The sequence below is a fragment of the Aliidiomarina maris genome, from assembly GCF_003987335.1.
GTDB classification, from domain to species: domain Bacteria; phylum Pseudomonadota; class Gammaproteobacteria; order Enterobacterales; family Alteromonadaceae; genus Aliidiomarina; species Aliidiomarina maris.
In genome coordinates this window covers 122,813-144,451 of record NZ_PIPK01000003.1, presented here as the reverse complement: position 1 = coordinate 144,451, position 21,639 = coordinate 122,813, and the positions used below count along the sequence as shown (strand labels likewise).

Annotated in this window: 19 protein-coding genes; 15 read left to right on the top strand and 4 right to left on the bottom strand. The window is 51.1% G+C overall.

Annotation, left to right across the window (positions count from 1 at the left end; genetic code table 11):
• The first annotated feature begins 16 nt into the window (after positions 1-16).
• The 6 genes from CWE07_RS04910 to CWE07_RS04885 all read left to right on the top strand — a co-directional run bounded on the left by CWE07_RS04910 (position 17) and on the right by CWE07_RS04885 (position 8,842).
• Positions 17-673, top strand: coding sequence for a response regulator transcription factor (locus tag CWE07_RS04910; RefSeq protein ID WP_111568490.1), 657 nt, complete (start codon positions 17-19; stop codon positions 671-673).
• Positions 674-682: 9 nt separating this feature from the next.
• Positions 683-4,141 carry a PAS domain-containing hybrid sensor histidine kinase/response regulator gene (locus tag CWE07_RS04905; protein ID WP_111568491.1) on the top strand — a complete coding sequence of 1,153 codons (3,459 nt, stop codon included), beginning with the start codon at positions 683-685 and terminating at the stop codon, positions 4,139-4,141.
• A gap of 127 nt (positions 4,142-4,268) precedes the next feature.
• Entirely contained in the window at positions 4,269-4,535 is a 267-nt protein-coding gene (locus CWE07_RS04900; RefSeq protein WP_111568492.1) for a DUF4212 domain-containing protein, read from the top strand.
• A 3-nt stretch (positions 4,536-4,538) separates the two neighbouring features.
• Positions 4,539-6,248: a sodium:solute symporter family protein gene (locus CWE07_RS04895; protein WP_111568493.1), complete on the top strand. Its 1,710-nt coding sequence runs from the start codon at positions 4,539-4,541 to the stop codon at positions 6,246-6,248.
• A gap of 72 nt (positions 6,249-6,320) precedes the next feature.
• Complete coding sequence (locus tag CWE07_RS04890; RefSeq protein ID WP_111568624.1) at positions 6,321-8,165, top strand: DUF294 nucleotidyltransferase-like domain-containing protein; 1,845 nt, start codon at positions 6,321-6,323, stop codon at positions 8,163-8,165.
• 5 nt (positions 8,166-8,170) lie between these two features.
• Positions 8,171-8,842, top strand: a complete 672-nt coding sequence (locus CWE07_RS04885) for a 3'-5' exonuclease (RefSeq protein ID WP_111568494.1) — start codon at positions 8,171-8,173, stop codon at positions 8,840-8,842.
• 24 nt (positions 8,843-8,866) lie between these two features.
• Here CWE07_RS04885 and CWE07_RS04880 read toward each other — a convergent pair whose 3' ends face one another.
• Positions 8,867-10,066: a flagella assembly protein FlgT gene (locus CWE07_RS04880; RefSeq protein ID WP_111568495.1), complete on the bottom strand. Its 1,200-nt coding sequence runs from the start codon at positions 10,064-10,066 to the stop codon at positions 8,867-8,869.
• A gap of 84 nt (positions 10,067-10,150) precedes the next feature.
• On the opposite strand from CWE07_RS04880, the gene CWE07_RS04875 reads away from it, so the two are divergent.
• Positions 10,151-10,603 (top strand): LPP20 family lipoprotein, encoded by a 453-nt coding sequence (locus tag CWE07_RS04875; protein WP_111568496.1) that lies wholly within the window; start codon positions 10,151-10,153, stop codon positions 10,601-10,603.
• Between the two features lie 15 nt (positions 10,604-10,618).
• On the opposite strand, the gene CWE07_RS04870 is transcribed toward CWE07_RS04875, so the two are convergent.
• From CWE07_RS04870 to flgA, 3 genes are all read right to left on the bottom strand, one after another.
• Positions 10,619-11,044: a flagella synthesis protein FlgN gene (locus CWE07_RS04870; RefSeq protein WP_111568497.1), complete on the bottom strand. Its 426-nt coding sequence runs from the start codon at positions 11,042-11,044 to the stop codon at positions 10,619-10,621.
• 3 nt (positions 11,045-11,047) lie between these two features.
• A complete protein-coding gene (gene flgM, locus CWE07_RS04865; RefSeq protein ID WP_241974065.1) occupies positions 11,048-11,374 on the bottom strand; it encodes a flagellar biosynthesis anti-sigma factor FlgM in 327 nt (108 codons plus the stop codon).
• A 119-nt stretch (positions 11,375-11,493) separates the two neighbouring features.
• A complete protein-coding gene (gene flgA / locus CWE07_RS04860; protein ID WP_157983221.1) occupies positions 11,494-12,186 on the bottom strand; it encodes a flagellar basal body P-ring formation chaperone FlgA in 693 nt (230 codons plus the stop codon).
• A gap of 234 nt (positions 12,187-12,420) precedes the next feature.
• Here flgA and CWE07_RS04855 point away from each other — a divergent pair, with 234 nt between their 5' ends.
• The 8 genes from CWE07_RS04855 (at position 12,421) to flgE (ending at position 21,566) form a co-directional block, all read left to right on the top strand.
• Positions 12,421-13,380, top strand: a complete 960-nt coding sequence (locus tag CWE07_RS04855; protein ID WP_111568499.1) for a chemotaxis protein CheV — start codon at positions 12,421-12,423, stop codon at positions 13,378-13,380.
• A gap of 74 nt (positions 13,381-13,454) precedes the next feature.
• Complete coding sequence (locus CWE07_RS04850) at positions 13,455-14,285, top strand: CheR family methyltransferase (RefSeq protein WP_111568500.1); 831 nt, start codon at positions 13,455-13,457, stop codon at positions 14,283-14,285.
• 118 nt (positions 14,286-14,403) lie between these two features.
• Positions 14,404-17,259: a TonB-dependent receptor domain-containing protein gene (locus CWE07_RS04845; protein WP_111568501.1), complete on the top strand. Its 2,856-nt coding sequence runs from the start codon at positions 14,404-14,406 to the stop codon at positions 17,257-17,259.
• 58 nt (positions 17,260-17,317) lie between these two features.
• Entirely contained in the window at positions 17,318-18,541 is a 1,224-nt protein-coding gene (locus tag CWE07_RS04840) for a M14 family metallopeptidase (RefSeq protein ID WP_111568502.1), read from the top strand.
• Between the two features lie 74 nt (positions 18,542-18,615).
• Entirely contained in the window at positions 18,616-19,014 is a 399-nt protein-coding gene (gene flgB / locus CWE07_RS04835) for a flagellar basal body rod protein FlgB (protein ID WP_111568503.1), read from the top strand.
• A 2-nt stretch (positions 19,015-19,016) separates the two neighbouring features.
• Positions 19,017-19,475, top strand: coding sequence for a flagellar basal body rod protein FlgC (flgC, locus tag CWE07_RS04830; protein WP_111568504.1), 459 nt, complete (start codon positions 19,017-19,019; stop codon positions 19,473-19,475).
• A gap of 15 nt (positions 19,476-19,490) precedes the next feature.
• Entirely contained in the window at positions 19,491-20,186 is a 696-nt protein-coding gene (locus CWE07_RS04825; RefSeq protein ID WP_111568505.1) for a flagellar hook assembly protein FlgD, read from the top strand.
• A 33-nt stretch (positions 20,187-20,219) separates the two neighbouring features.
• Positions 20,220-21,566: a flagellar hook protein FlgE gene (gene flgE / locus CWE07_RS04820; protein WP_111568506.1), complete on the top strand. Its 1,347-nt coding sequence runs from the start codon at positions 20,220-20,222 to the stop codon at positions 21,564-21,566.
• Positions 21,567-21,639 lie beyond the last annotated feature (73 nt).

Below are 21,639 nucleotides of genomic sequence, written 5' to 3'. Positions count from 1 at the left end.
CAAGGACTATAGCGTTATGACCAGACTGTTGATAGCCGATGACCATCCTTTGTTTCGCGAGGCGCTGCAAGGTGCCCTCGCGACACATTTTACTGACCTTCAGATTGTTGAAGCCGACAGCTTAGAATCAACCCTTGATGTTCTGGCCAACGACGATGAGATTGACTTGTTGTTGCTGGACTTGCATATGCCAGGGGCGGGTGATTTATATGGTCTGATTCGAATTCGTGAAGACTTCCCACTGTTACCTGTTGCGATTATTTCCGGCACCGAAGACCCTGCGGTGATTGGCCGTTGTATCGGCTTTGGCGCGCTCGGATTTATTCCAAAATCGATGCCGTCGCAGCAAATTGCCGCTGCGATTGGTAGCATTTTAGACGGCGACGAGTGGTTGCCCGAGGGCATGCGATCACAAATTCAGAGCTTGTCCCAGGAAGATATTGAACTTGCAGATAAAGTCGCTGCATTAACGCCGCAGCAATATCGTGTGTTGTACTACGTGCATGAAGGTTTGTTGAACAAACAAATTGCCTACCAGCTTGGCATTACTGAAGCCACGGTCAAGGCACACATGACCGCCATTTTCCGCAAACTGGATGTATACAGCCGCACCCAAGCCGTATTACTGGCTGAGCGTTTGCAGTTGGCACCCCCTGAAGAAGAAGTGAAATAACCGACTGCCATGAGTTGGGTACTGGTAACCACAGGCCTTGCCTACATTGCACTTTTGTTCGCTATCGCCGTTTGGGGCGACCGGCGCAAATCGCGTGGTTATCGCTGGAGCTTGCACCCCAGTGTGTATGCGTTGTCACTCGCCATTTATTGCACGTCCTGGACCTACTACGGTGCGATTGATAATGCCGCCCAGAGTGGCTGGAGCTTCCTGCCTATTTTGTTAGGCCCGATGTTGTTGTACCTATTCGGCCTGCCGGTGGTACGCAAAATGGTGGCGGTGAGTAAGCAACAAAATATTACCTCAATTGCCGATTTTATTGCCTCGCGTTACGGCAAGCAGCATCGCATGGCGCTGGTGGTGACCTTGATTGCTGCCGCATCTATTGTGCCTTACATTGCGCTGCAGCTTAAAGCTGTGGGGGTGAGTTTTTCCGCCTTAGTCGGGCCTGATGACCCGACCGCTGCCTACTCGCTGAAAGAACTAGCCGTGGCATTATTAATGGCGGCGTTCGCGATTATGTTCGGCACTCGCCATATCGACGTCACCCAGTATCGCAACGGTATGATGCTAGCCATAGCATTCGAGTCTGCGGTTAAATTGCTGGCGCTGTTGACCGCAGCCGTGGTCGCGTTTTACTTACTCCGTGGCAGCAGCGATCTTAGCTTTAGTGCGCAACTACAAAGCCTCAACCTGGATGATGGCTGGACCTGGCAAGGTGCGCTCACGCCGGTGTTTATGATCCAGCTCTTCATGGCGGCAGGCGCAATCTTATGTTTACCACGCCAGTTTCATGTCACGGTGATTGATAACGTCCATTTGTCGCACCTGAATACGGCGCGTTGGGTGTTCCCCAGTTACTTACTGCTTACTTCTCTCGCTATCGCGATGATAGCCATCGCGGGTGACGCTTTGCTGCCTGCCGGTGTCGACGGTGGCACTTATTCGCTATTGCTACCGATGAGTGCAGGGCTGGATATGCTGGCGCTGTTCGTATTCGTCGGTGGCATTTCAGCCGCAACTGCAATGGTGGTTATCGCGACGCTAACCTTAAGCACCATGGTCAGTAATGACGTAATTATGCCCTTGGTGCTCAAGCGTGATGTGACGCGCATGCCTCAAGCGCGGCGTTTTTACCGTAAATTGTTGCTGGTGCGCCGGATTGCGATCACCAGTATTTTGTTGCTTGGCTGGGTGTGTTACCACTTTTGGCTGGAACAGCTGAACTTAGTGAGTATGGGCTTACTCGCGTTCTCGGTGGTATTTCAGTTAGTGCCAGCGGTGCTAGGCGGGCTATATTGGCGCCGTGGGCACGCCCAAGGCGTGTATATGGGGCTTGCAGCAGGCTTCGTGGTGCTCGGCCTCACCGTGATACTGCCGCTGGTGAGCGGCCAAGCTTTGAGCGTGGAAGACACAGAAGCGGTGATCACTTATGGCGCGCTGTATAGTTTCCTCGCTAACCTCGCGACGTATGTGGTGTTTAGTTTGCTGGCCGTACCGAGCTTGATTGACCGCATTCAGGCGATGGCTTATACCCGCCCACGCGACACGCAATTGCCTGCAGAAACCAAACGTGCGCACCAGGCCCGTGGGCGCGATCTGAAAATGTTGATGCAAACCTTTCTTGGCCGTGAGCGCACCGAGCAATTAGTGGCGGACTATGGCGCCCGCTATGACTTACAGCTCAATGCCGTCGCCGATGCGCACTTTATTGAATATACCGAACGAGCTATTTCCGGCGTGCTGGGTGCCTCGACTGCGCGTTCACTGGTGAGCGCGGCGCTGGACGACCGCCAGCTTAACTTGGAAGAGGTGGTGCACTTCTTTGATGACACGACCCAAGCGTTGCAAAATCAACAATCTATTATGTTTAGCTCGCTGGAAAACCTCGCCCAAGGTATTTCGGTGGTGGACGCTGACCTGCGCTTAGTGGTGTGGAACAAGCGTTATTTAGATTTATTTGAGTACCCGGATGGCATGGTGCAGCCAGGCCGCCCAATTGCGGATTTGATCCGCTACAACGCCGAACGCGGCGAGTGTGGCCCTGGCGAAGTCGAAGATTTAGTCGATAAGCGCCTGCGCTATATGCAACAAGGCTCGGCCCACCGCTTTATTCGTCGGCGTAGTGACGGCCGGGTGATTGAAATGGTTGGTAACCCCTTGCCCAACGGCGGGTTTGTTACCAGTTTCACCGACGTGACTGAACATATTGAAACCCAGCAAGCGCTGGAAGACGCGAATATCGACCTCGAAGCACGGATTGAAAGCCGTGCGCGTCAGGTGCGCGAGGTTAACCGCGAACTGACTGAAGAGATTGAACGGCGGCGGGATACCGAAGAAGAGCTGAAGCGGGCAAAGGCTGAGGCTGAGGCCGCGAATGCGAGTAAAACCAGGTTCTTAGCCTTAGCCAGCCACGATATTTTGCAGCCACTGAATGCAGCGCGCTTGTACATTGAGGCGATAGACCACGAACAGCTCGATGCCAAGAACAACCAATTGCTTGGCAAGGTCGATAATGCGTTGGATTCGACCGAACATTTGCTGTCAACCTTGTTGTCGATAGCCAAGATGGAACAGGGCGCGTTGCAGCCCAAGCTAAAACACGTTGATCTCGCCCAAGTGCTCACCCCCTTGGTACAAGAATATGCAGTGCTGGCGCAGCAGCGAAAGCTGGATTTTAGGGCGTATATTCGCAGTGGCGTGGTGGTGCATACCGATCCGACCTATTTACGTCGCATTGTGCAGAACTTTTTATCCAATGCAATTAAGTACACCGAACACGGACGCGTAGTGTTAGGCGTGCGGCTGCATGGTCGCCTGGTGGAAATTAGCGTGTGGGACACCGGCCCTGGTATCCCTGAGCAGCAACATGAGCGTATATTTGAAGCCTTTATTCGTTATCACAAAGGCTCAACCAGCGGGGTTGGCTTAGGTTTGTCGGTGGCGCAGCGGATGGCGACCCAGTTAAATAGCCCGATCAGTATTCGCTCAAGCCTTGGTAAAGGAAGTTGTTTCTCGGTGCGAGTGCCAATGGGCGAGGCCGTGCATGTGGTGCGCCAAAAACCGCAACAAGTGAGTCGTACCCAAACTCAGACCATGCACTTTTTATGTGTCGACGATGACCCCGAGAACTTAAATGCACTGCGGGCTTTGCTGGAAAAATGGGGCTCAACCTGCAGTTGCTTCACCCGTGCCAGTGAAGCACTGGAGTACGCTCAAGCGCATCCCAAACCTGATGGGGTGTTACTTGATTATCAACTCGGCCATGGCAGTGACGGCTTAACCTTAGCGGCGCAACTCCAACAGTTATGGCAGGCGCCGTTGCAAGGTGCACTGGTCACAGCAGTGCGCGAAGCAGAGGTGAAAAAGCAAGCGCGCAAGCTGGGCCTGCAGTTTGTGGCAAAACCGGTTAAACCCGCGCAGTTAAAAGCATTATTGCAACACGTGCAGCGCGCGAATCGCCGTTAAGCCAATTACTTACGACCTTAGACTCACCTACGACTAACGTCCAATTCCCCTTTTCTTGTTCACTGATAAAGTCGCTTATGACTACATAAGTATAACTTTCTATCAACAACAACTGGAGGGCGTCTCTATGGCATTTGAATCTCAAGATCATGCCACGGCCTATTGGAAAGAAAACCTTTCGCTCATGCTCAAACTGCTGTTTGTGTGGGCTTTAGTGTCTTTCGGATTCGGCATTTTTCTCGCTGACCTGCTAAACCAAATTCAATTTTTCGGTTTTAAATTGGGTTTCTGGTTTGCGCAACAGGGTGCGATTTACACCTTTATCGTACTGATTTTCGTTTATATCCGACAAATGAATAAGTTGGATAAAAAATACGGTGTCGACGAGGAGTAATCGATGGATATTCAAACTTTAACCTTTATAGTCGTCGGCGCGACCTTTGCTATCTACATCGGTATCGCTATTTGGGCCCGCGCTGGTTCAACCAATGACTTCTACGTAGCCGGTGGCGGCGTTCCTCCAGTCGCTAACGGTATGGCAACAGCAGCCGACTGGATGTCAGCGGCCTCGTTCATTTCCATGGCAGGCTTAATCTCTATCATGGGGTATGACGGTAGCGTTTACTTGATGGGTTGGACCGGTGGTTATGTATTATTAGCCCTGTGTTTAGCGCCGTACTTGCGTAAGTTTGGCAAGTTCACGGTGCCTGACTTTATCGGCGATCGCTATTACTCACAAACGGCACGTACCGTGGCGGTATTCTGTGCCATCGTGGTGTCGTTCACTTACATCGCAGGTCAAATGCGTGGTGTAGGCGTGGTGTTTAGCCGCTTCCTGGAAGTAGATATTACTGCTGGCGTACTGATTGGTATGGCCATGGTGTATTTCTACACCTTGCTCGGCGGGATGAAAGGTATCACTTATACGCAGGTTGCCCAGTACATTATTCTGGCGTTTGCTTATACAGTACCTGCGGTTTTCATTACCTTCCAAATGACAGGCCACATTCTGCCGCAAACCGGTTTCGGTTCAACCTTAGCCGACGGCTCTGGTTTGTATCTGCTTGAGCGCTTAGACGGTTTATCAGAAGAGCTTGGCTTTGCAGCCTATACTGAAGGCACCCGATCGACGCTGGACGTATTTGCCATTACCTTTGCCTTGATGGTGGGTACGGCCGGTTTGCCACACGTTATTATTCGCTTCTTCACCGTACCTAAAGTACGTGATGCACGCCGTTCAGGTGGTTGGGCATTGGTATTTATCGCTGTGGTGTATACCACTGCACCAGCCATTGCATCGATTACCAAGACGAATATCTTGTACACCATTAATGGTGAAGATCAGCAAGGTGTGATGTACGAAGATGCACCGACTTGGATTACTAACTGGGAGCGTACGGGTCTGATTCAAATCAGCGAAGAAGCACGCAGTGGTGCTGAGCCGATGTTCTATTCAAATGATGAGCGTAGTAACACCAATGTAGACGCTGACATCATCGTACTGGCAAGCCCTGAAATCGCGAATTTACCTAACTGGGTTGTGGCCTTGGTGGCTGCTGGTGGTGTTGCCGCCGCGCTATCGACCTCAGCAGGTTTGTTGTTGGTTATTTCAAGTTCAGTGTCCCATGACTTGCTCAAACGCACATTTAAGCCCAATATAACGGATAAGCAAGAGCTGCTTGCAGCGCGTATTGCGGCTGGTTTTGCGGTACTGATTGGTGCGTACTTCGGTATCAACCCACCCGGATTCGTGGCGCAGGTGGTCGCCTTCGCGTTCGGTCTGGCGGCTGCGTCCTTCTTCCCTGCGATTATTATGGGTATCTTCCATAAACGCATGAACAAAGAAGGTGCAATCGCCGGTATGGTGGTAGGTATCGTGTTTACCTTGACGTATATTATCTACTTTAAGTTTATCAACCCAACGGCTGGTCCTGACGAGTGGTTCTTGTCAATCTCGCCAGAAGGGATTGGTACAGTGGGTATGCTATTGAACTTCATCGTGGCGAATATTGTGCTGAAGTTTACCAAGGAATCTCCAGCGGAAATCCAGGAGCTGGTTGAATCAATCCGTTACCCTAAAGGGGCGGGTGAAGCGACTGGTCACTAACATGCCGGGCATGCTTGACATGCAACATGGCTAATAAGGAACCCCTGGGTGCAAACTCAGGGGTTTATTTTTATGGCACTTGATTTAAAAGACATGGCGGACTTTTTACAGCAAACGCCGCCGTTTGATCAGCTTGACGAGCAGCGCCTTGATTATGCGTTAGACCACGCCGAGGCAATGTACGTAAATACCCATAATAGCCAAGATGTGCTGCGCCCTGGCCATCCGCAATTGTTTGTGGTGCGCAGTGGCACCTATGATTTACTGGATAAACATGGCAAGCCCATTGAACGTTTGGAAACCGGGGATATTTTTGGTTTTCCTGCGTTGCTGACCGGGCGCGAAATTACCAACCGTTTGGATGTGCTGGCGGATGGTATTTTGTATTGCTGGGATGCCGCTACTTTTGGTTACTTGCGCCGCTACAGCGAGGCGTTTGAACGCTACTTTATGCAAGCGCAAACGCAGCGCTTATTAACCGAACAGCGTAGCGACAACCAAGCACCCGATTGGAGCGAGCGCGATATTGGCAGCGTGATTCAACGCGACCTGATTGCGATTCCCAGTGATACCAGCATTCAAGATGCCGCTATTTGCATGAGTGACAACAAAGTATCAAGCTTACTTGTGGTGGATGGGGACCAGTTGCGCGGTATTTTGACGGACCGCGATATTCGCACCCGTGTGGTGGCTAAAGGTATGAGCTATGAAGTCGCTGTGACCGCGGTGATGACCAGCATGCCTGAGGCGGTCTACGCGCGCCAAAGCTTATTTGATGCCCTGACGGTGATGAACCAGGCCAACATTCACCATCTACCAGTGTTAGATGACGATGACAAGCCAATTGGCATGTTAACCACCACCGACTTAATGAAACAGCAGCGCAGCGAGCCAGTGTTCTTAATGAATGCGTTGTTTAAAGCCGTGGATAGAGACGCTTTGGTGGCGGAAGCTAAAAATATTCCGCAGTATTTGCGCACCTTTGCAACTCGCGTCAAAGACATTGGCATGGTGGGGCGCTTACTAGCGTCACTGACCGATGGCATGACACGTAAACTGATCCGTTTGTACGAGCAAGAACATGGCGCGGCCCCTGTGGCTTATGCGTGGATGGCATTTGGCTCGCAAGCTCGCGAAGACCAGACCTTGAGCTCAGATCAAGACAATGGCTTGCTGTTGCACGACAATATTAAAGCCAGCCAGCGCGATTACTTTCAAGGCTTAGCCGAGTATGTGTGCCAAGGGCTTGCCGATTGCGGTGTGCGCTTGTGCCCTGGTGACGTGATGGCGATGAACCCGAAGTGGAACAAAACCTCATTAGAATGGCGCGAACAGTTTAAAAAATGGGTGCAGTCGCCGACACCAGACGCGATTATGCACAGCATGATATTTTTTGATAGCCGCATGATAGCGGGCAACGCCCAGTTGTATCGGCAACATCGCGAGCAGGTGGCGAAAATAGCGCAGCGCGATATTTTTATGGCCAACATGGCGCGTCATATTGGTGAACTGAATGTGCCCCTTGGGTTGTTTAACCGTTTACGTACCAAAAGCGAGAAGGGTGGTGATTTTATTGATATTAAAACCCAAGGCGTGGCCATCGTGAACGATATAGTGCGCTTGTACGCCATCGGGGAAGGTTTAACGATGCCAGCAACGCCGGCTCGTTTAGCGGCACTCAAGAATAGTAAGTTATTGACCGTCAAAGACAACCAGAACCTATTAGAAGCCTGGCAGTTTTTAACCCAGTTACGCTTAAGCCATCAGTTACGGATGAAAGGTGATTCCACTCAACCCGTCAATTCGGTCGACCCGGAAAAGCTCAGCACCTTGGAGCGGCGGCAATTGAAAGCAGCGTTTAGTATTATTAAAGACTCACAGCAAGGGGTCGGGTTTAAGTTAGGGCGTGGGTTATAGCTTCGATGTTAAAACAGGTATTGGGTAAGTTATCCAAAGGGATGCATGGGCAGGTGATCAACGCCCAGAGCCCTAAACGCCAAGCGCAATTGAAAGGGCCCTGGCAAGGGGCAAAATATATCGCCCTTGATTTGGAAACCGATGGCTTGGATGCCGATAAAGACGCAATTCTAGCCGTTGGCTGGGTGCCGTTAGCGCCACCGCGTATCCGCTTGTATGAGGCGGATTATGGCGTGATCCACTCGCAGCAACCGCTCAGCCAAAGTGCGGTGATTCACCAACTGTCGGAGCAGGATTTACGTGGCGGCGAGCCGTTGCATAAAGTGTTGCAGCGCTTAGCTAAGCGTCTCGATGGCGCCGTATTGGTTGCCCACCATGCGCCTTTTGATTGGGCATTTTTAGCCCACGCATTTGCCCACCATCAGATTGAGTGCCAGCCCTTGGCTCTGATGGATACCTTACAAATAGAGCGTCAGCGCTTAGCGCGCAAAAAGCAGTGGTTAGACAAAGGCGAATTGACTTTAGGGGCTTGCCGCGAGCGTTACGACCTGCCAGCCATGCGCCAGCACCATGCGTTAAGTGATGCGATTGCCTGTGCCGAAGTGTTTTTGGCACAGGCCTATCGAATTGTTGGCAATCAGCCGACTAGCTTGAAGGCGCTGCTGCGATACGCGTAAGCGCCTGCTGGGGTGGAAGCAGCCTCAGGGGCGCACCACAACCCGATCATTGACTTGAATGTTGCCGCCTGGCTGGTCGTTAACCACACGTGCTTGCGCTGATGATTGTTGCACCTGGGTGACTTCAAGCTGGTAGGGGCTTAACACCCATTGTTCGCGATAAATGCCTTGGTTGTCGACAAAGTTACCCCGATGGTAAATATGCAAGCTGTGCCCTGCCTGTAAGCCATGGTTGGCGCCAAGATTGACGTTGACGTCGCGACCGCTGACACGAATCACCTGGCCACGTGGCTCGACACATTCTAGCTTATCATCCAGCCCAAACACCATGTCTCGCATCGCGCGCTCAAGGGCATCGCCATAGGCGCTTTGCCAGAAGCGTTGGCTGTGTGGGTCAACTTGTTCATGGTAATCAAAGGTCCATGGAATTTGGTCGCGCACATGGGCACGAGTGACCAATTCGCCACTAGCGGTATCGAGCAAATAGATGGTTAACCCTAAATGGCGGTCTTGTTTCGGCTGGGTCCAAAAGGTCAGATTGCGGCCCCGTTGTTGGGTGCTGAGATCATCAAATACACCTGCAATTACATATTGCGCATCGGTTTCGCTGCCTACACGACGTGCAAAGCCCGCCATTTGCTGTTCATTGTTAGCGCGGCGAAAATCACTAAAGCCGACTTTGCGTTCAATTAAGTGCTCTAAAAATGTGCTTTGGCTATGGCGGCCAAGTAGTTGCGCAAAGCGAGCGGAAGCGGCGCGGTCAAGTTGCCACAGTTCGCCGTCACGTACTTGTTCAGCTTGGGCAAATTCAAACGGCACCACCGCAACCCCTTTGCGGAAATCCGCTGCCGCACATTGGGCATGGGCTTGCCGAATGTGCGCGCGCACTGTGACTTCAATGTGGTCATTGACACGGCGCTCACGCACTAAGTGAGCTTGCTCAATGACACCGTCGCTGGCCCACTCAAAATGACTGCCTTGTAAAACCCCATTGACCACATGCTCAACACTACTAAGCCTGCCGCCCGCGAAGTCTAAGCTTTGGCGCAATGCATTTTCAATTGCGTGGGCTCGCGCGCGTTCGGTGTTACCCGCCACAATCGGCGCGGATGCAGAACTTTCGTACCACTCTGCGTGGGCTGGAGAGATAACGCTAGCCGCCGATAACAGCCATAACGCGCAGAAAGCACGCCACAAGTACGGGGTCAGAATGTATGCTCGCATGAAGGCATCCTCGAAAAATTTAGGTTAAGTATGCAGATTCTGTGCCGATAGCATAGCTAGAGTAATAATTAGTGAGGATCTGTCATGTTACGTTACACCGTTCTAGCACTGGGCGCATTATGCTTAAGTGCTTGTGCCAGCACTGATCGCCATGTTGAATATACCACGGTTCAACCAGACAAATACCCGCGCCTAAGTGCAGTGGGTTATGCGCCAGTGGCGCAACAGCGCGGTGAAACCGAGCAAGAGCGTGTGCTGCAAGCCATGCGTGCGTCTCGTTTAGAAGCCATGCGCGAGCTTGTGGAACAAGTGCAAGGTGTGCGCATTGACGGTAGCACCAGCGTGCAAGACATGATGTTGACAGATGATTCGTTTCGCAGCCAGGTCAGCGGTGTGATTCGAGGTGCTGAAGTCGTTCGCAGCTACCCAGTTGGTGACTATTACGCCACTGAGTTGCGTCTGGATTTTGAGCAAGTGCAAAACTTATTTATCGCGACAACCCGCCCAACCCAAGTCAGCCGAGTGCTCTACTATTAAGGTAGAGCATTTTTTTTAAGCTTTGATTGATGAGCCTGAAGGGCCAGACGAGGTTTTACCTTTGCTGGTGTAGGTAATCGTAGTGCCTGAATGCGCGGCTTGCAGGGTTTGCTTCAACTGTTGGATACGACCCAAGGTCACACGCACCAGTTGACCATTCACTTCATTATTGTTCTGGCACGTTTGCATCAGCGCCAAAATGGTTTTGCGCTGTTCTCGTAATTCTGGGTGAGATGACACTAAGTGCTGCTGGGGATGATTCGCTAACGCGTCGTCAAGCCGTTGAATGGTGTCTAAGACTTGTTCTTTTTGCTGGGTAACGACGTCAAGCGCGGGGGCATCGCGCTTAACAAGTAATTCTTTTTCCCGTTGTTGCAATTCAATTAATTGCTCTAACTGGGTGGTTTGCTGACTCAGTAAGTCAGCGAGCAATTCGGACATAAATTAGCGCTCGACGCCACCACGACCAAACATGTCAGCTTCAAAGGTTGCGATGCGAGCGGCTAAACGCTCAGCGTCAATGGCGTAATCGCCAGAAGCTAACGCTTGCTTGATACGAGCGACCTTCGCTTCGTCAACGCCTGAGTCGCCTTCAGCACGACGTTGCAGCTGACTTAATTGCTGTGCTTGTGGCGTCAGTGATACCGCATCTTGGCGTGGCGGTGCCATACCAGTTTGCGTTTGCGCAGGGCGACCTTGCTGGTCTATCTGCTGCTTTGACGTCACTTGGGTGTTATTCACACCTGATTGAATATTGTTAATTGCCATCATTTTGCCCCTTAAAATCTTTCCTACGCCCGTTATATCGACCGCTTATGGGTAAACTTTAGTCTAATTTAGCACTTTTAGTAAGCGAATTTTGCTACTGAGCTCTTTGCCTGAGCTCCTCGCTATTGAGCAATGCGCACTTCATTGCTACCTGAGACCACAGCTTGTACATCTTGGTTCGACCGCGAGTTGCGCACGGTAATGCGGTCACCTAACAAACCGTCGGCGCGTGCGACGCCAGTGGCGCGAATTTCAAGGCCGCCAGCACCTGATATAATAGTAACATCTTGGCCGCGGCAAACGAAGCAGGTATGCCGCGCCTGCAAGGGCTGGTTGGCGCCGATACGACGCTTCACTTGTGCGCCCACTAAGCTGTCGATATCGTCATGGGCGGCATCGCGTAATTGGTGAATGTCAATATAACTCAGTTTTAAGTCACTGCGGCCGATAACCTGTCCAGGCGTCAAAGGGCGAGCAGTCACCACCACTGCACGCAGCTGTTGAATGCGCACGGGAATGAATAGACGCCAGTTGTCGCGGTCATCGCAGGTTAACATGACGGTGGTTTGACGCTCGAGCGATGCGTTGTTCGCAAGCTCGACGCGCAACGGTTGTTCGCAACTGCGCGTGCCCATACGTGGGTCGAGGTTGCCGGCTTGGACCTGGATTTGGTCGTCCTGGTTAGCGGCTAATAATTCATTGACATGATTTTCTGCGAGTTCAGCCAGTTGTTGAGGTTCGTAGGTATTGGCTGCCATTGCCGCGCTTGGCAGGGCTGTGACAACGAGCATAAAAATAAAACTTGCGAACTTCATGCAATAACCCCATTGCGTAGTTAGCTGATATAAAGTGGTGCGAATATGTACTATCAGCATAGTGGCGCTAGGCGACACGGGTAAAAAAAGGTATAAATAAGCGTACGACGTCAAAGTTTCGACTCACGTACGTGGTAAAGTAAAAGGTATGCAAAGACTATGCCTTGTTATCAAGGCTCCTTTGGCGCCGCATAGCGTATTGCACACCACAAGCAGCACATCACGGAGAGCACTATGGCAGGTATTTTAGATTCAGTGAACCAGCGCACTCAGTTGGTTGGGCAGAACCGCTTAGAGTTGTTATTATTCCGCCTGCGTGGGCGCCAGCGTTTCGGCATTAACGTGTTCAAGGTCCGCGAAGTGCTGCAGTGTCCGCGCTTAACTGCGATGCCTAAACGAAACGCATTTGTGCGTGGAATTGCACACATTCGAGGCCAAGCAGTGTCGGTCATCGACTTAAGCATGGCCACCGGCGGACGACCCCTTGAAGATATCCACGACAAGTTTATTATTATTTCTGAGTACAATCGTACAGTGCAGGCGTTCTTAGTGGATGGCGTTGAGCGCATTGTGAATATTAACTGGGAAGCGGTGATGCCACCACCCAAAGGGGCGGGGCGCTATAGTTACCTGACCGCAGTGACAGAGATTGAGAATGAGCTGGTCGAAATTCTTGATGTTGAAAAAATTCTTGATGAAATCACCCCAGTCAACACTGAAGTAAGCGAAAGTATACTTGAGCGAAGCAGCGCACGTTCACTGCAAGACCTGACGATTTTGGTTGCTGATGACTCGACTGTCGCGCGTAACCAAGTGAAGCGCGCGCTCACTTCCATTGGTGCGAATATCGAGTTGGTGAAGAATGGCCGCGAAGCCCTTGATTGGTTACGAGCTAAAGCTAAAGAAGTGGGCGGCGATATTTCAACCCAAGTGCCGCTGATGGTCTCCGACATTGAAATGCCAGAAATGGACGGCTACACCTTAACAGCAGAGGTCAAAGCTGATCCGCTGTTGAAAAATATGCATGTGATTTTGCATACGTCGTTAAGCGGTGTATTTAACCAGGCGATGGTGAAAAAGGTCGGGGCGGATGACTTTATTGCAAAGTTCCACCCTGATGAGCTTGCAAGCGCGGTGCAAAAATGGATGTTCACTGATGAGCCGGCTGCACAGCTTAACCAAGACGCTTCGTAACGGAAGTTTCAACCGATAGGGGCGGCCAGCGTTTGCTGGCTGTCGCATCTTGAGAATACAAGGAATATCATTGCGTGACTGACCGCGAACTTGATCTTGCCGATTATAATCAGTTCAGAAAATTTCTGGAAACCCAAAGCGGAATCGTGCTGGGTGATAACAAATTGTACCTGGTCAAAAGCCGCCTTGGGCCGTTAATGAATAAATACGGTATTAGTACGCTCGCTGAATTAGTGCGCCGTTCTATGTCGATTAGTGAACGCGCCTTGCGTAGTGACGTGCTTGACGCGATGACCACCAATGAAACCCTTTGGTTTCGTGACGTGTACCCGTTCGAATTATTGAAAACGCGTTTATTCCCGGAATTTGATAAGCTAAATCGGCCGTTAAAAATCTGGTGTGCGGCGTCCTCAAGTGGGCAGGAACCTTACTCCATTGCGATGAGCTTTATTGAATTTAAGCAGCGCAACCCAGGTGCACTGCCGCGCGGTATTCAAATTATAGGCACTGACATTTCGAATAAAGTACTCGAGCAATCAAAGCTTGCCGAGTATGACAGCTTGTCGATTGGCCGCGGGCTTAGCGAAGAGCGCAAAAAGCGCTTTTTTGAAGCGGCAGATGGCGGCAAACTTAGAGTAAAGAAAGAAGTGCGTGACATGGTGTCGTTTCGTCACCTGAACTTGCTCGACAGTTATTCGCTGCTGGGTAAATTCGATATTATTTTCTGCCGCAACGTACTGATTTACTTCTCCCCCGAGATTAAGAAGAAAATTTTATCGCAGTTTAGAACCTCGTTAGACACCAATGGCTACCTTATTTTAGGCGCCTCTGAGTCGATTTCTGGCTTGAGTGACGACTATGCGATGGTGCGTTGCAACCCAGGTATTATCTACCAACGCAAGTAAAGCGGCATTAAGCCGCTGCTTCGGCGCAGTTGTAAAAATAATGTAATTGAAGTAACAGCTAGGTAAGAATTGAGGTAGTTGTTCATAACACACAAGTTATGTTCAACGAGGCCTCAAGATGAATGCTACGCTACCACCTTCCAGAACGCCTGTTCTTAAGCCCCTTGCTTATGCAATTAAACTAGCATGTGCCATTGTGGCGGCGGGGGCAACAGTATGTGTATCAGTTGCCCACGCGCAGTCGTCCGATAACGAGCAGGCGGATACCCCATCCGTTGAGCGTATTCAGGTCATCGGGTCTAACATTCGAGGCGCGCGCGCAGCCGGTAATTTGCCAGTGACCGTGCTTGATGAAGAGGCTATTCAAGACACTGGCGCAGCAACTGGAGATGAGTTGCTTCGCTCGATTCCTCAGATTGGTGATATAAGTTTTAACAACGAACGTACCATTGGCGGTGTCAACGATGCGCGCGGCGATGTGGCATCCATCAATTTACGCGGGATAGGTACGGGTAATACGCTCACGCTGCTCAACGGACGGCGGCTCGTGTTGCACCCGGGTACGCAGACCGAGAATTTTGTGCCTGTCACCACGGTGAACTCCAATACCTTGCCCGTACGTGGTTTAAGCCGACTTGAGGTGCTGCGAGACGGCGCAGCGGCTATCTATGGCTCAGATGCCGTTGCAGGGGTCGTCAATTACGTGCTGAAAGACAATGTTGAGGGCACCGAACTGGCCGCAAACTATGGCTTTAGTGACGGCACTTCATTTGACCAACTGACATTGACTGCATTACATGGGCGCACCTTTAATCAAAATCGCACCTATGTTGGTATGTCCGCTGCCTACTACACGCGCACTGGCATGATGGCGAATGAGCGTGAATATTCGCGTAACAGCGACAGGCGTTTTCACCCAGATATTCCGGCTGGCTTTGAAGGTAACCCTTCCCTTGATAACCGCCTAATTGCGAGCCCCTGGGGGCACTTTATCGGTGATTCCATAGGTACTGTGCATATTCAGCCTGCTAGCAGTGACGCATGTAGTATTGCTATTAATGACGCGGTATGTGCGGTGAGTGGCACAGCATCCGTCGATCGCTATTACGACCCTGCACTGGAAGATCAGTCGATGACAGACGATGTCGACCGTTTGAACCTTTTTGCATATCTGACACATCAAATTAGCGACAACGTTGAGTTATTTGCAGAGGGCTTATGGTATCAAGCTGAATCAACTCGGTTGCGTGAACAAAATGCCAACTTAGCAGCACAGCGCTTCACGATTGCGGCAGACGCCGCGTTTAATCCCTTTGGCGAGGATATCTTGCTGCGTAATTACCGGGCGGTGGATGCAGGTAATCGACGCGTCGAAGTCGAAGACCATAGTTATCGTTTACTGACTGGTTTGCGCGGTATGTGGGGTAGTTGGGACTGGGAAAGTGCGGCTTTGTACTCACGGGCCAACACCTTGGATACGGATTACAACCGAATTCGGGTGGATGCATTCCAAAATGCTATCAACCAAACCGACCCAGCGCTGGCATATAATCCTTTTCTTGGCGGAAGTATCAGCAACCCAGCGACGGGTATGCCACAACGCAACCCACAAGCGGTGATTGATACCTTCACCGTCGATGTGTATCGCGAAAGTACCAGTGAATTAGCACTGTGGGATTTCAGTGTATCCAACCCCGCGATTATGGATTGGTATGCAGGGCCTATTGGTGCTGCATTTGGCGTCGAATACCGGTATGAGGGCTATGCCGACGACCGCGACCCACTACTGAGTGGAGAGATCCCGCTGGTGGACCAAGTGACCGGTGAATGGCTATCGGATAGTGCGGCGATGGGAACCAGCGCAACGCCGTCCGCCAGCGGCAGTCGCAACGTGCGCTCGGCGTATGTTGAGTTTGCTATTCCTTTGCATGCCACCGTAGACATGCAGCTAGCCGCACGGCTCGAGGATTTTTCTGACGTGGGCGATGTGATTAAACCCAAAGTCGCACTGGCATGGGCGCCGACAGATTGGATACAACTACGAGGGGCTTATACCGAAGGGTTTCGAGCGCCCAACTTACCCCAAGTGGTAGAGCAGGGCGTGACCCGTTCAAATACCCGCTATGACCCGCTACTAGATGCACGGTACGGGGTGGCGGAAGTGCGCGGTGGGAATGTCGAGCTGGCGCCTGAAACCAGTGAGAACTTGTCCTATGGTCTGGCATTGGCACCGATGGATAATCTGCTTATTACTGTGGATTGGTGGAACATTGAGCAGGTCGGGACGATAGGCATTTTAAATAGCCAAACTCATCTACTCTATGACGCTCTGCTGCGTGCAGACGGTGAAGTTAATCAGGCGATTACACGTAACCAAGCTGGCGAAGTGTTATTTATCGAGAACCAATACCAAAACCTCAACCCCAGAACCATTGAGGGTATGGATGTTAGCCTTAGTTACTTTGTGGATAGTGACTTGGGGCGTTTTACCTTCAACCTGAATGCCGCACAGCTCACCAAGTTTACCCAGGAACCGGACCCCATTAGCGCGTTGGTGCTGGATGAGCTAGCAGCCGGTAACCCGGCATTACCGCAAGACATTGCAGTGCTCGGTGCGGGTGATTTGCGGCGTTCAAATGGCAACCCTGAGTGGCGGGGGCTTGCGTCTGTCGGGTGGCGATATGAGCAGTGGGCGGCCCAGTTGCGGGCTAACTACGTCAGTAACTTTGAAAATACCAGCGTAACCAATAGTGATGGGGAGGCAATGCCGATACCCAGCTGGACGACCTTTGATGCATTTGCGGATTACAGTATTCGCAGCAATAATTGGTTAAATGATAGCCGTATTCGTGTGGGTGTGCGCAACTTAACCAATCAGGATCCCCCCATTGCAAGTGCAAGCTTTGGTTATATTTCCGATGTGCACTCTAATCGAGGGCGTTATATCTATGTGGATTACAGCATTGCGTTCTAAGTGCGTAAGGACATCGGAGAGCTTGGGGCTCGCGAGGAGGTAACAAAGGAGGTGGGTCATGGTAGCAAGCCTTTACTGGAGCTTCTTAGTTCACTGCATACCACAGGCTGCCTGCGCCATTGATCGGGACATTGTAGCGCGCGTGGTGCTGCCGTTTTCGCAAGCCAACGCGCCTGCGAACCATGTCACTTGTGACTTCAGTGATATTCGCTTCAGTGCGCAGTTTCCGCAAGGCAGGTTCGGGCGCTGTGAACGTGGCAGTGACGGCCGGTTAATTGTCCACCTGGAGCCTGAGAGTTACCCGATTAACCCAAGCCCCTGGCACGCCTTTACGGTTGAAGCCGATAGACCCCGACACATTGATATTGAAATTCGCAGTGAGCATGCCAACACCCGCTACTCACCAAAATTGAGCTATGACCGCGATACATGGAAAGTGATGGAGTACAAGCGGCAAGGCAGCTCGCAATTTTTTAGCCTTGAAGTGGGCGAGCAGTTGGTTTGGATTGCAGGCCAAGAGTTGTTTGATAATAACGATTACGCCGAATGGATGCGGCGTATTCATGATGAATACCCATCTTTGGAAAAGGTAGTGCTTGGACAAAGTGTCGAGGGGCAAGATATTGCCGCTTTTGTTCATCATGGACAGTCGCACGAATGGCTCATTGTGTTGGGGCGTCAACACCCTCCCGAAGTGACAGGAGCAATGGCATTGCAAGCCTTCGTTGAGTTTATGTTGCAGCCTTCAGAGACTAGCGAGGCATTTCTCAGGCGCTACAACATACTGATTGTTCCGAATATGAACCCTGATGGCGTCGCCCTTGGTAACTGGCGTTACAATGCCAACCAAGTCGACCTCAATCGCAACTGGCTTAAGCGTGATCAGCCCGAGGTGCAAGCGGTTCATGCATTCTTGCGTGATCGAGTCGACGAGGGCGCACGCTTAGTGTACGGGGTCGATTTTCATTCGACCTTTCGCGACGTGTTTTACACCACGCCGGGTAGCTATCTTACCAATGAACCCGATTTTAGCTACGACTGGCTCAACCTTCTTGCCGCGGCCGCTGCGCCTAATGCCATCGTCGAGCAACCCAGTGCGAACCCTAACCTTGGTAACTTTAAACAGTATATGGCGGACTATTTCGGTGTGCATGCGGTGACGTACGAAGTGGCTGATAACGCAGACCGGCTGGCTATTCGGCTGATTGCGCGCCACGCCGCAGATACCTTAATGATGTATATGCTCACTCGCGAGATGCCGATTTTGATCCCCAGCTACTAAAGTGGCATGACTATTGCTTTACCTTAACCAAGCATTTCACTCCAATGTGTTATTAAGGTTACGGCGAGGTCATCATGGCAATTAGTATCGATAAAGGTTTAGGCATTCACCCGCAGGCGTTATTGGCCCGCGAGGCGCGTGCGAGCGTTATCGCCAGCAATTTAGCTAATGCCGACACGCCAGGCTACAAAGCCAAAGACATTAACTTTCAAGACGCGCTGAATGCGGTGTCTAAGCGCTCTGGCTATAGCCTTTCAAGAACCCACAGCAAGCATTTCGAGCTTAACTTAGAAGCGCGGCCACGTGAGCTATTTCGTTCGCCACATCAACCAGATACAGGCGATGGCAACACAGTGGAAGTAGAAGTGGAACGAAATTTGTATATGAGAAATGCAATGGAATACCAAGCCAGTTTACGCTTTCTAACTGACCGTATTCAGGGTATGCAAAAAGCCTTAAGTGGAGGCCGCTAACAATGAGCTTATATAACGTATTTGATGTGTCTGGCAGCGCCATGAGCGCGCAAAACCTGCGTTTAAACGTGACTGCGAGTAACTTAGCTAATGCTAATACGGTGAGCAGTTCAGCAGGTGAAACTTATCGTGCTCGTCATCCTGTCTTTGCCACTCAATTGCAAGAGGCAATGGATGGCCGCCCTAGTCGTCCTGGCCGTGAAAGTATGATGCGCCAAGATGGCAATGTCGGGGTCCGAGTTGTAGGTGTAGTGGAAGACCAAAAACCATTGGTGGTGGAGTATGCGCCCAACCATCCAATGGCAGATGCAGATGGCTACATTTATAAGCCGAATGTGAACGTAATGGAAGAGATGGCGAACATGATGTCAGCCTCGCGCTCCTACCAGACCAATGTGCAAATCGCTGATGCAACCAAGCAGTTGTTAAGCCGCACATTGCGTATGGGTCAGAACGCTTAATTGAGGTAACCGAGCATGGTTAACAATATAAATAACTCCAATCCACTACAAGACCTGTACTGGACGCCTGAGGAAGAAGCACGTGCGGCGACTAAGGATGATTCTCGTTTAGGACAAGAAGACTTCTTCAAGCTGCTGACTCAGCAGTTGAGTATGCAAGACCCGACTAAGCCGGTTGAGAACGATCAGATGATCGCGCAGATGACTAGCTTTACCATGGCCGAAGGTATTACTGATTTAAGCCAACAGTTTAAAGAATTTGCCGACAGCATGACGTCGAACCAGGCCTTGCAAGCCTCTACTTTGGTGGGTCGCCAGGTGTTGATTCCATCGGATGTGGGTTACTTCAACGGTAACAACCCAGTTGAAGGTATGATAGCGACCGAGCAAACCACACAAAATGTGGTGATTCGAGTCGAAAACGAAACGGGCCAAGTGGTGCGCACCATTGATATGGGCACACTGCCAGCTGGCCAGCATCGTTATTCATGGGACGGTTTGAATGCAGACGGCAATCCGTTGCCGCCTGGTGATTATAAAATTTCTGCGAACGGACGCGTGGGTGGTGCGAGTGAAGATTTAATAGCACTCACCTACGCCAATGTAGAGAGTGTCAGCACAGGTGGTCAACGCGGTGTCGTGCTGAACTTGGAGTCGATTGGTCGAATTGATCTAAAAGACGTGATTCAAATTACTAACGGCAACGGCTAACGCTGCCGAGCCGAAGATTCAATGAGGTGACTTATGTCATATTATATCGCTCTTAGTGGCTTGGCTGCGTCGCAACGTGACCTTGACACCAGTTCAAACAACATTGCCAACGTTAACACCACTGGCTTTAAAGGCTCCCGTGCTGAATTTGCTGATGTGTACGCATCGTCATTATTCACTAACAGCCGCACTAAAGTGGGTGATGGTGTACAAACTTCGCGGGTTGCACAGCAGTTCTCGCAAGGTACTTTGGACTTCACTGAAAACGCCCTCGACTTAGCGATTAAAGGCAACGGCTTTTTTGTGACTGCGCCAGCTGAAGGTTCGCAAGAATTAAGTTACACCCGCGCCGGTGCGTTTAAGCTGAACCGCAACAATTTCATTGTGGATAACAATGGTGATTTCTTGCAGGCGTACCCAGTTAACCGTGAAACCGGTCAAACGTCGTCTACTGCATTAAGCACCACACGAGCGATTGAAATTCCATCGACTGCAGGGCAACCAGCACCGACTGCGAATATTTTCCAGTCAGTAAACTTAGATTCGCGCGAAACGCCAATTCCTGAAACTGCGCCAGGTGAGTCTAACTTTGACCCTGCTGATCCGTCGTCTTATACCGACTCAACCTCTGCGACTGTATATGACTCATTAGGTGAAGCGCACACAGTCACGACTTACTATGTCAAGCGTGACGCCAACGAATGGGACGTGTACCAGACTGTGAATGGTCAGATGGTCGACTTCGTGCCGCCTGCAGGCTATGAAGGCGCTGATTCAGGCTTAATCGGTGGCGTGAACTATTCCGGCATGCGGATTACGTTTGATGCCAGTGGTAACCCATCCGGTCCAGGCGCGTTAACTCCGGGCGGCACCTTTGAAGCTGGTAGCTTCACCTTTACGCCAACCAGTGGTGCTGAGCCGTTAGATGTTGACTTTAACTTCCGCTCACAAGGTGGTGCAGACCGCCCAACGCAGTTCGCATCGGCGTTTGAATTGACGGCATTGGATCAAGACGGTAGCACGGTGGGTCGCTTGACTGGGGTTGATATCAATGAGCGTGGCGTGATTGCAGCGACTTACTCGAATGGCCAAACTCAGTTCTTAGGCCAGGTTGCGATGGTCAACTTCAATAACGAGCAAGGCTTAGAGCAGGCGGGCGGTACTAAGTGGCGCGCAACCATTGACTCTGGCGAGCCGATTACTGGTATCGCAGGTCAAGGTACTTTGGGTGCGATTGAATCGTCGGCGCTGGAAAACTCTAACGTCAACCTGACTGAAGAGCTGGTGGATATCATTGTTGCTCAGCGTAACTATCAGGCCAACTCACGTGCGCTTGAAGTGAACAGCACACTGCAACAGACTATCTTGCAGATCCGTTAATGGGTAAGGCATGCTTTGCATGCCTTGTTGCCCTAATTCGGCCACAATCGGTCACCGTGCGGCAAGATACCGC

Coding starts and splice junctions, on each gene's coding strand:
- flgM (WP_241974065.1), bottom strand. CDS start 11,374: ATGATGGCAATTAACAATATTCAATCAGGTGTGAATAACACCCAAGTG.
- CWE07_RS04855 (WP_111568499.1), top strand. CDS start 12,421: ATGGCAGGTATTTTAGATTCAGTGAACCAGCGCACTCAGTTGGTTGGG.
- flgB (WP_111568503.1), top strand. CDS start 18,616: ATGGCAATTAGTATCGATAAAGGTTTAGGCATTCACCCGCAGGCGTTA.
- CWE07_RS04885 (WP_111568494.1), top strand. CDS start 8,171: ATGTTAAAACAGGTATTGGGTAAGTTATCCAAAGGGATGCATGGGCAG.
- CWE07_RS04880 (WP_111568495.1), bottom strand. CDS start 10,066: ATGCGAGCATACATTCTGACCCCGTACTTGTGGCGTGCTTTCTGCGCG.
- CWE07_RS04905 (WP_111568491.1), top strand. CDS start 683: ATGAGTTGGGTACTGGTAACCACAGGCCTTGCCTACATTGCACTTTTG.
- CWE07_RS04845 (WP_111568501.1), top strand. CDS start 14,404: ATGAATGCTACGCTACCACCTTCCAGAACGCCTGTTCTTAAGCCCCTT.
- CWE07_RS04825 (WP_111568505.1), top strand. CDS start 19,491: ATGGTTAACAATATAAATAACTCCAATCCACTACAAGACCTGTACTGG.
- CWE07_RS04875 (WP_111568496.1), top strand. CDS start 10,151: ATGTTACGTTACACCGTTCTAGCACTGGGCGCATTATGCTTAAGTGCT.
- CWE07_RS04895 (WP_111568493.1), top strand. CDS start 4,539: ATGGATATTCAAACTTTAACCTTTATAGTCGTCGGCGCGACCTTTGCT.
- CWE07_RS04900 (WP_111568492.1), top strand. CDS start 4,269: ATGGCATTTGAATCTCAAGATCATGCCACGGCCTATTGGAAAGAAAAC.
- flgC (WP_111568504.1), top strand. CDS start 19,017: ATGAGCTTATATAACGTATTTGATGTGTCTGGCAGCGCCATGAGCGCG.
- CWE07_RS04890 (WP_111568624.1), top strand. CDS start 6,321: ATGGCACTTGATTTAAAAGACATGGCGGACTTTTTACAGCAAACGCCG.
- flgE (WP_111568506.1), top strand. CDS start 20,220: ATGTCATATTATATCGCTCTTAGTGGCTTGGCTGCGTCGCAACGTGAC.
- CWE07_RS04910 (WP_111568490.1), top strand. CDS start 17: ATGACCAGACTGTTGATAGCCGATGACCATCCTTTGTTTCGCGAGGCG.
- CWE07_RS04870 (WP_111568497.1), bottom strand. CDS start 11,044: ATGTCCGAATTGCTCGCTGACTTACTGAGTCAGCAAACCACCCAGTTA.
- CWE07_RS04840 (WP_111568502.1), top strand. CDS start 17,318: ATGGTAGCAAGCCTTTACTGGAGCTTCTTAGTTCACTGCATACCACAG.
- flgA (WP_157983221.1), bottom strand. CDS start 12,186: ATGAAGTTCGCAAGTTTTATTTTTATGCTCGTTGTCACAGCCCTGCCA.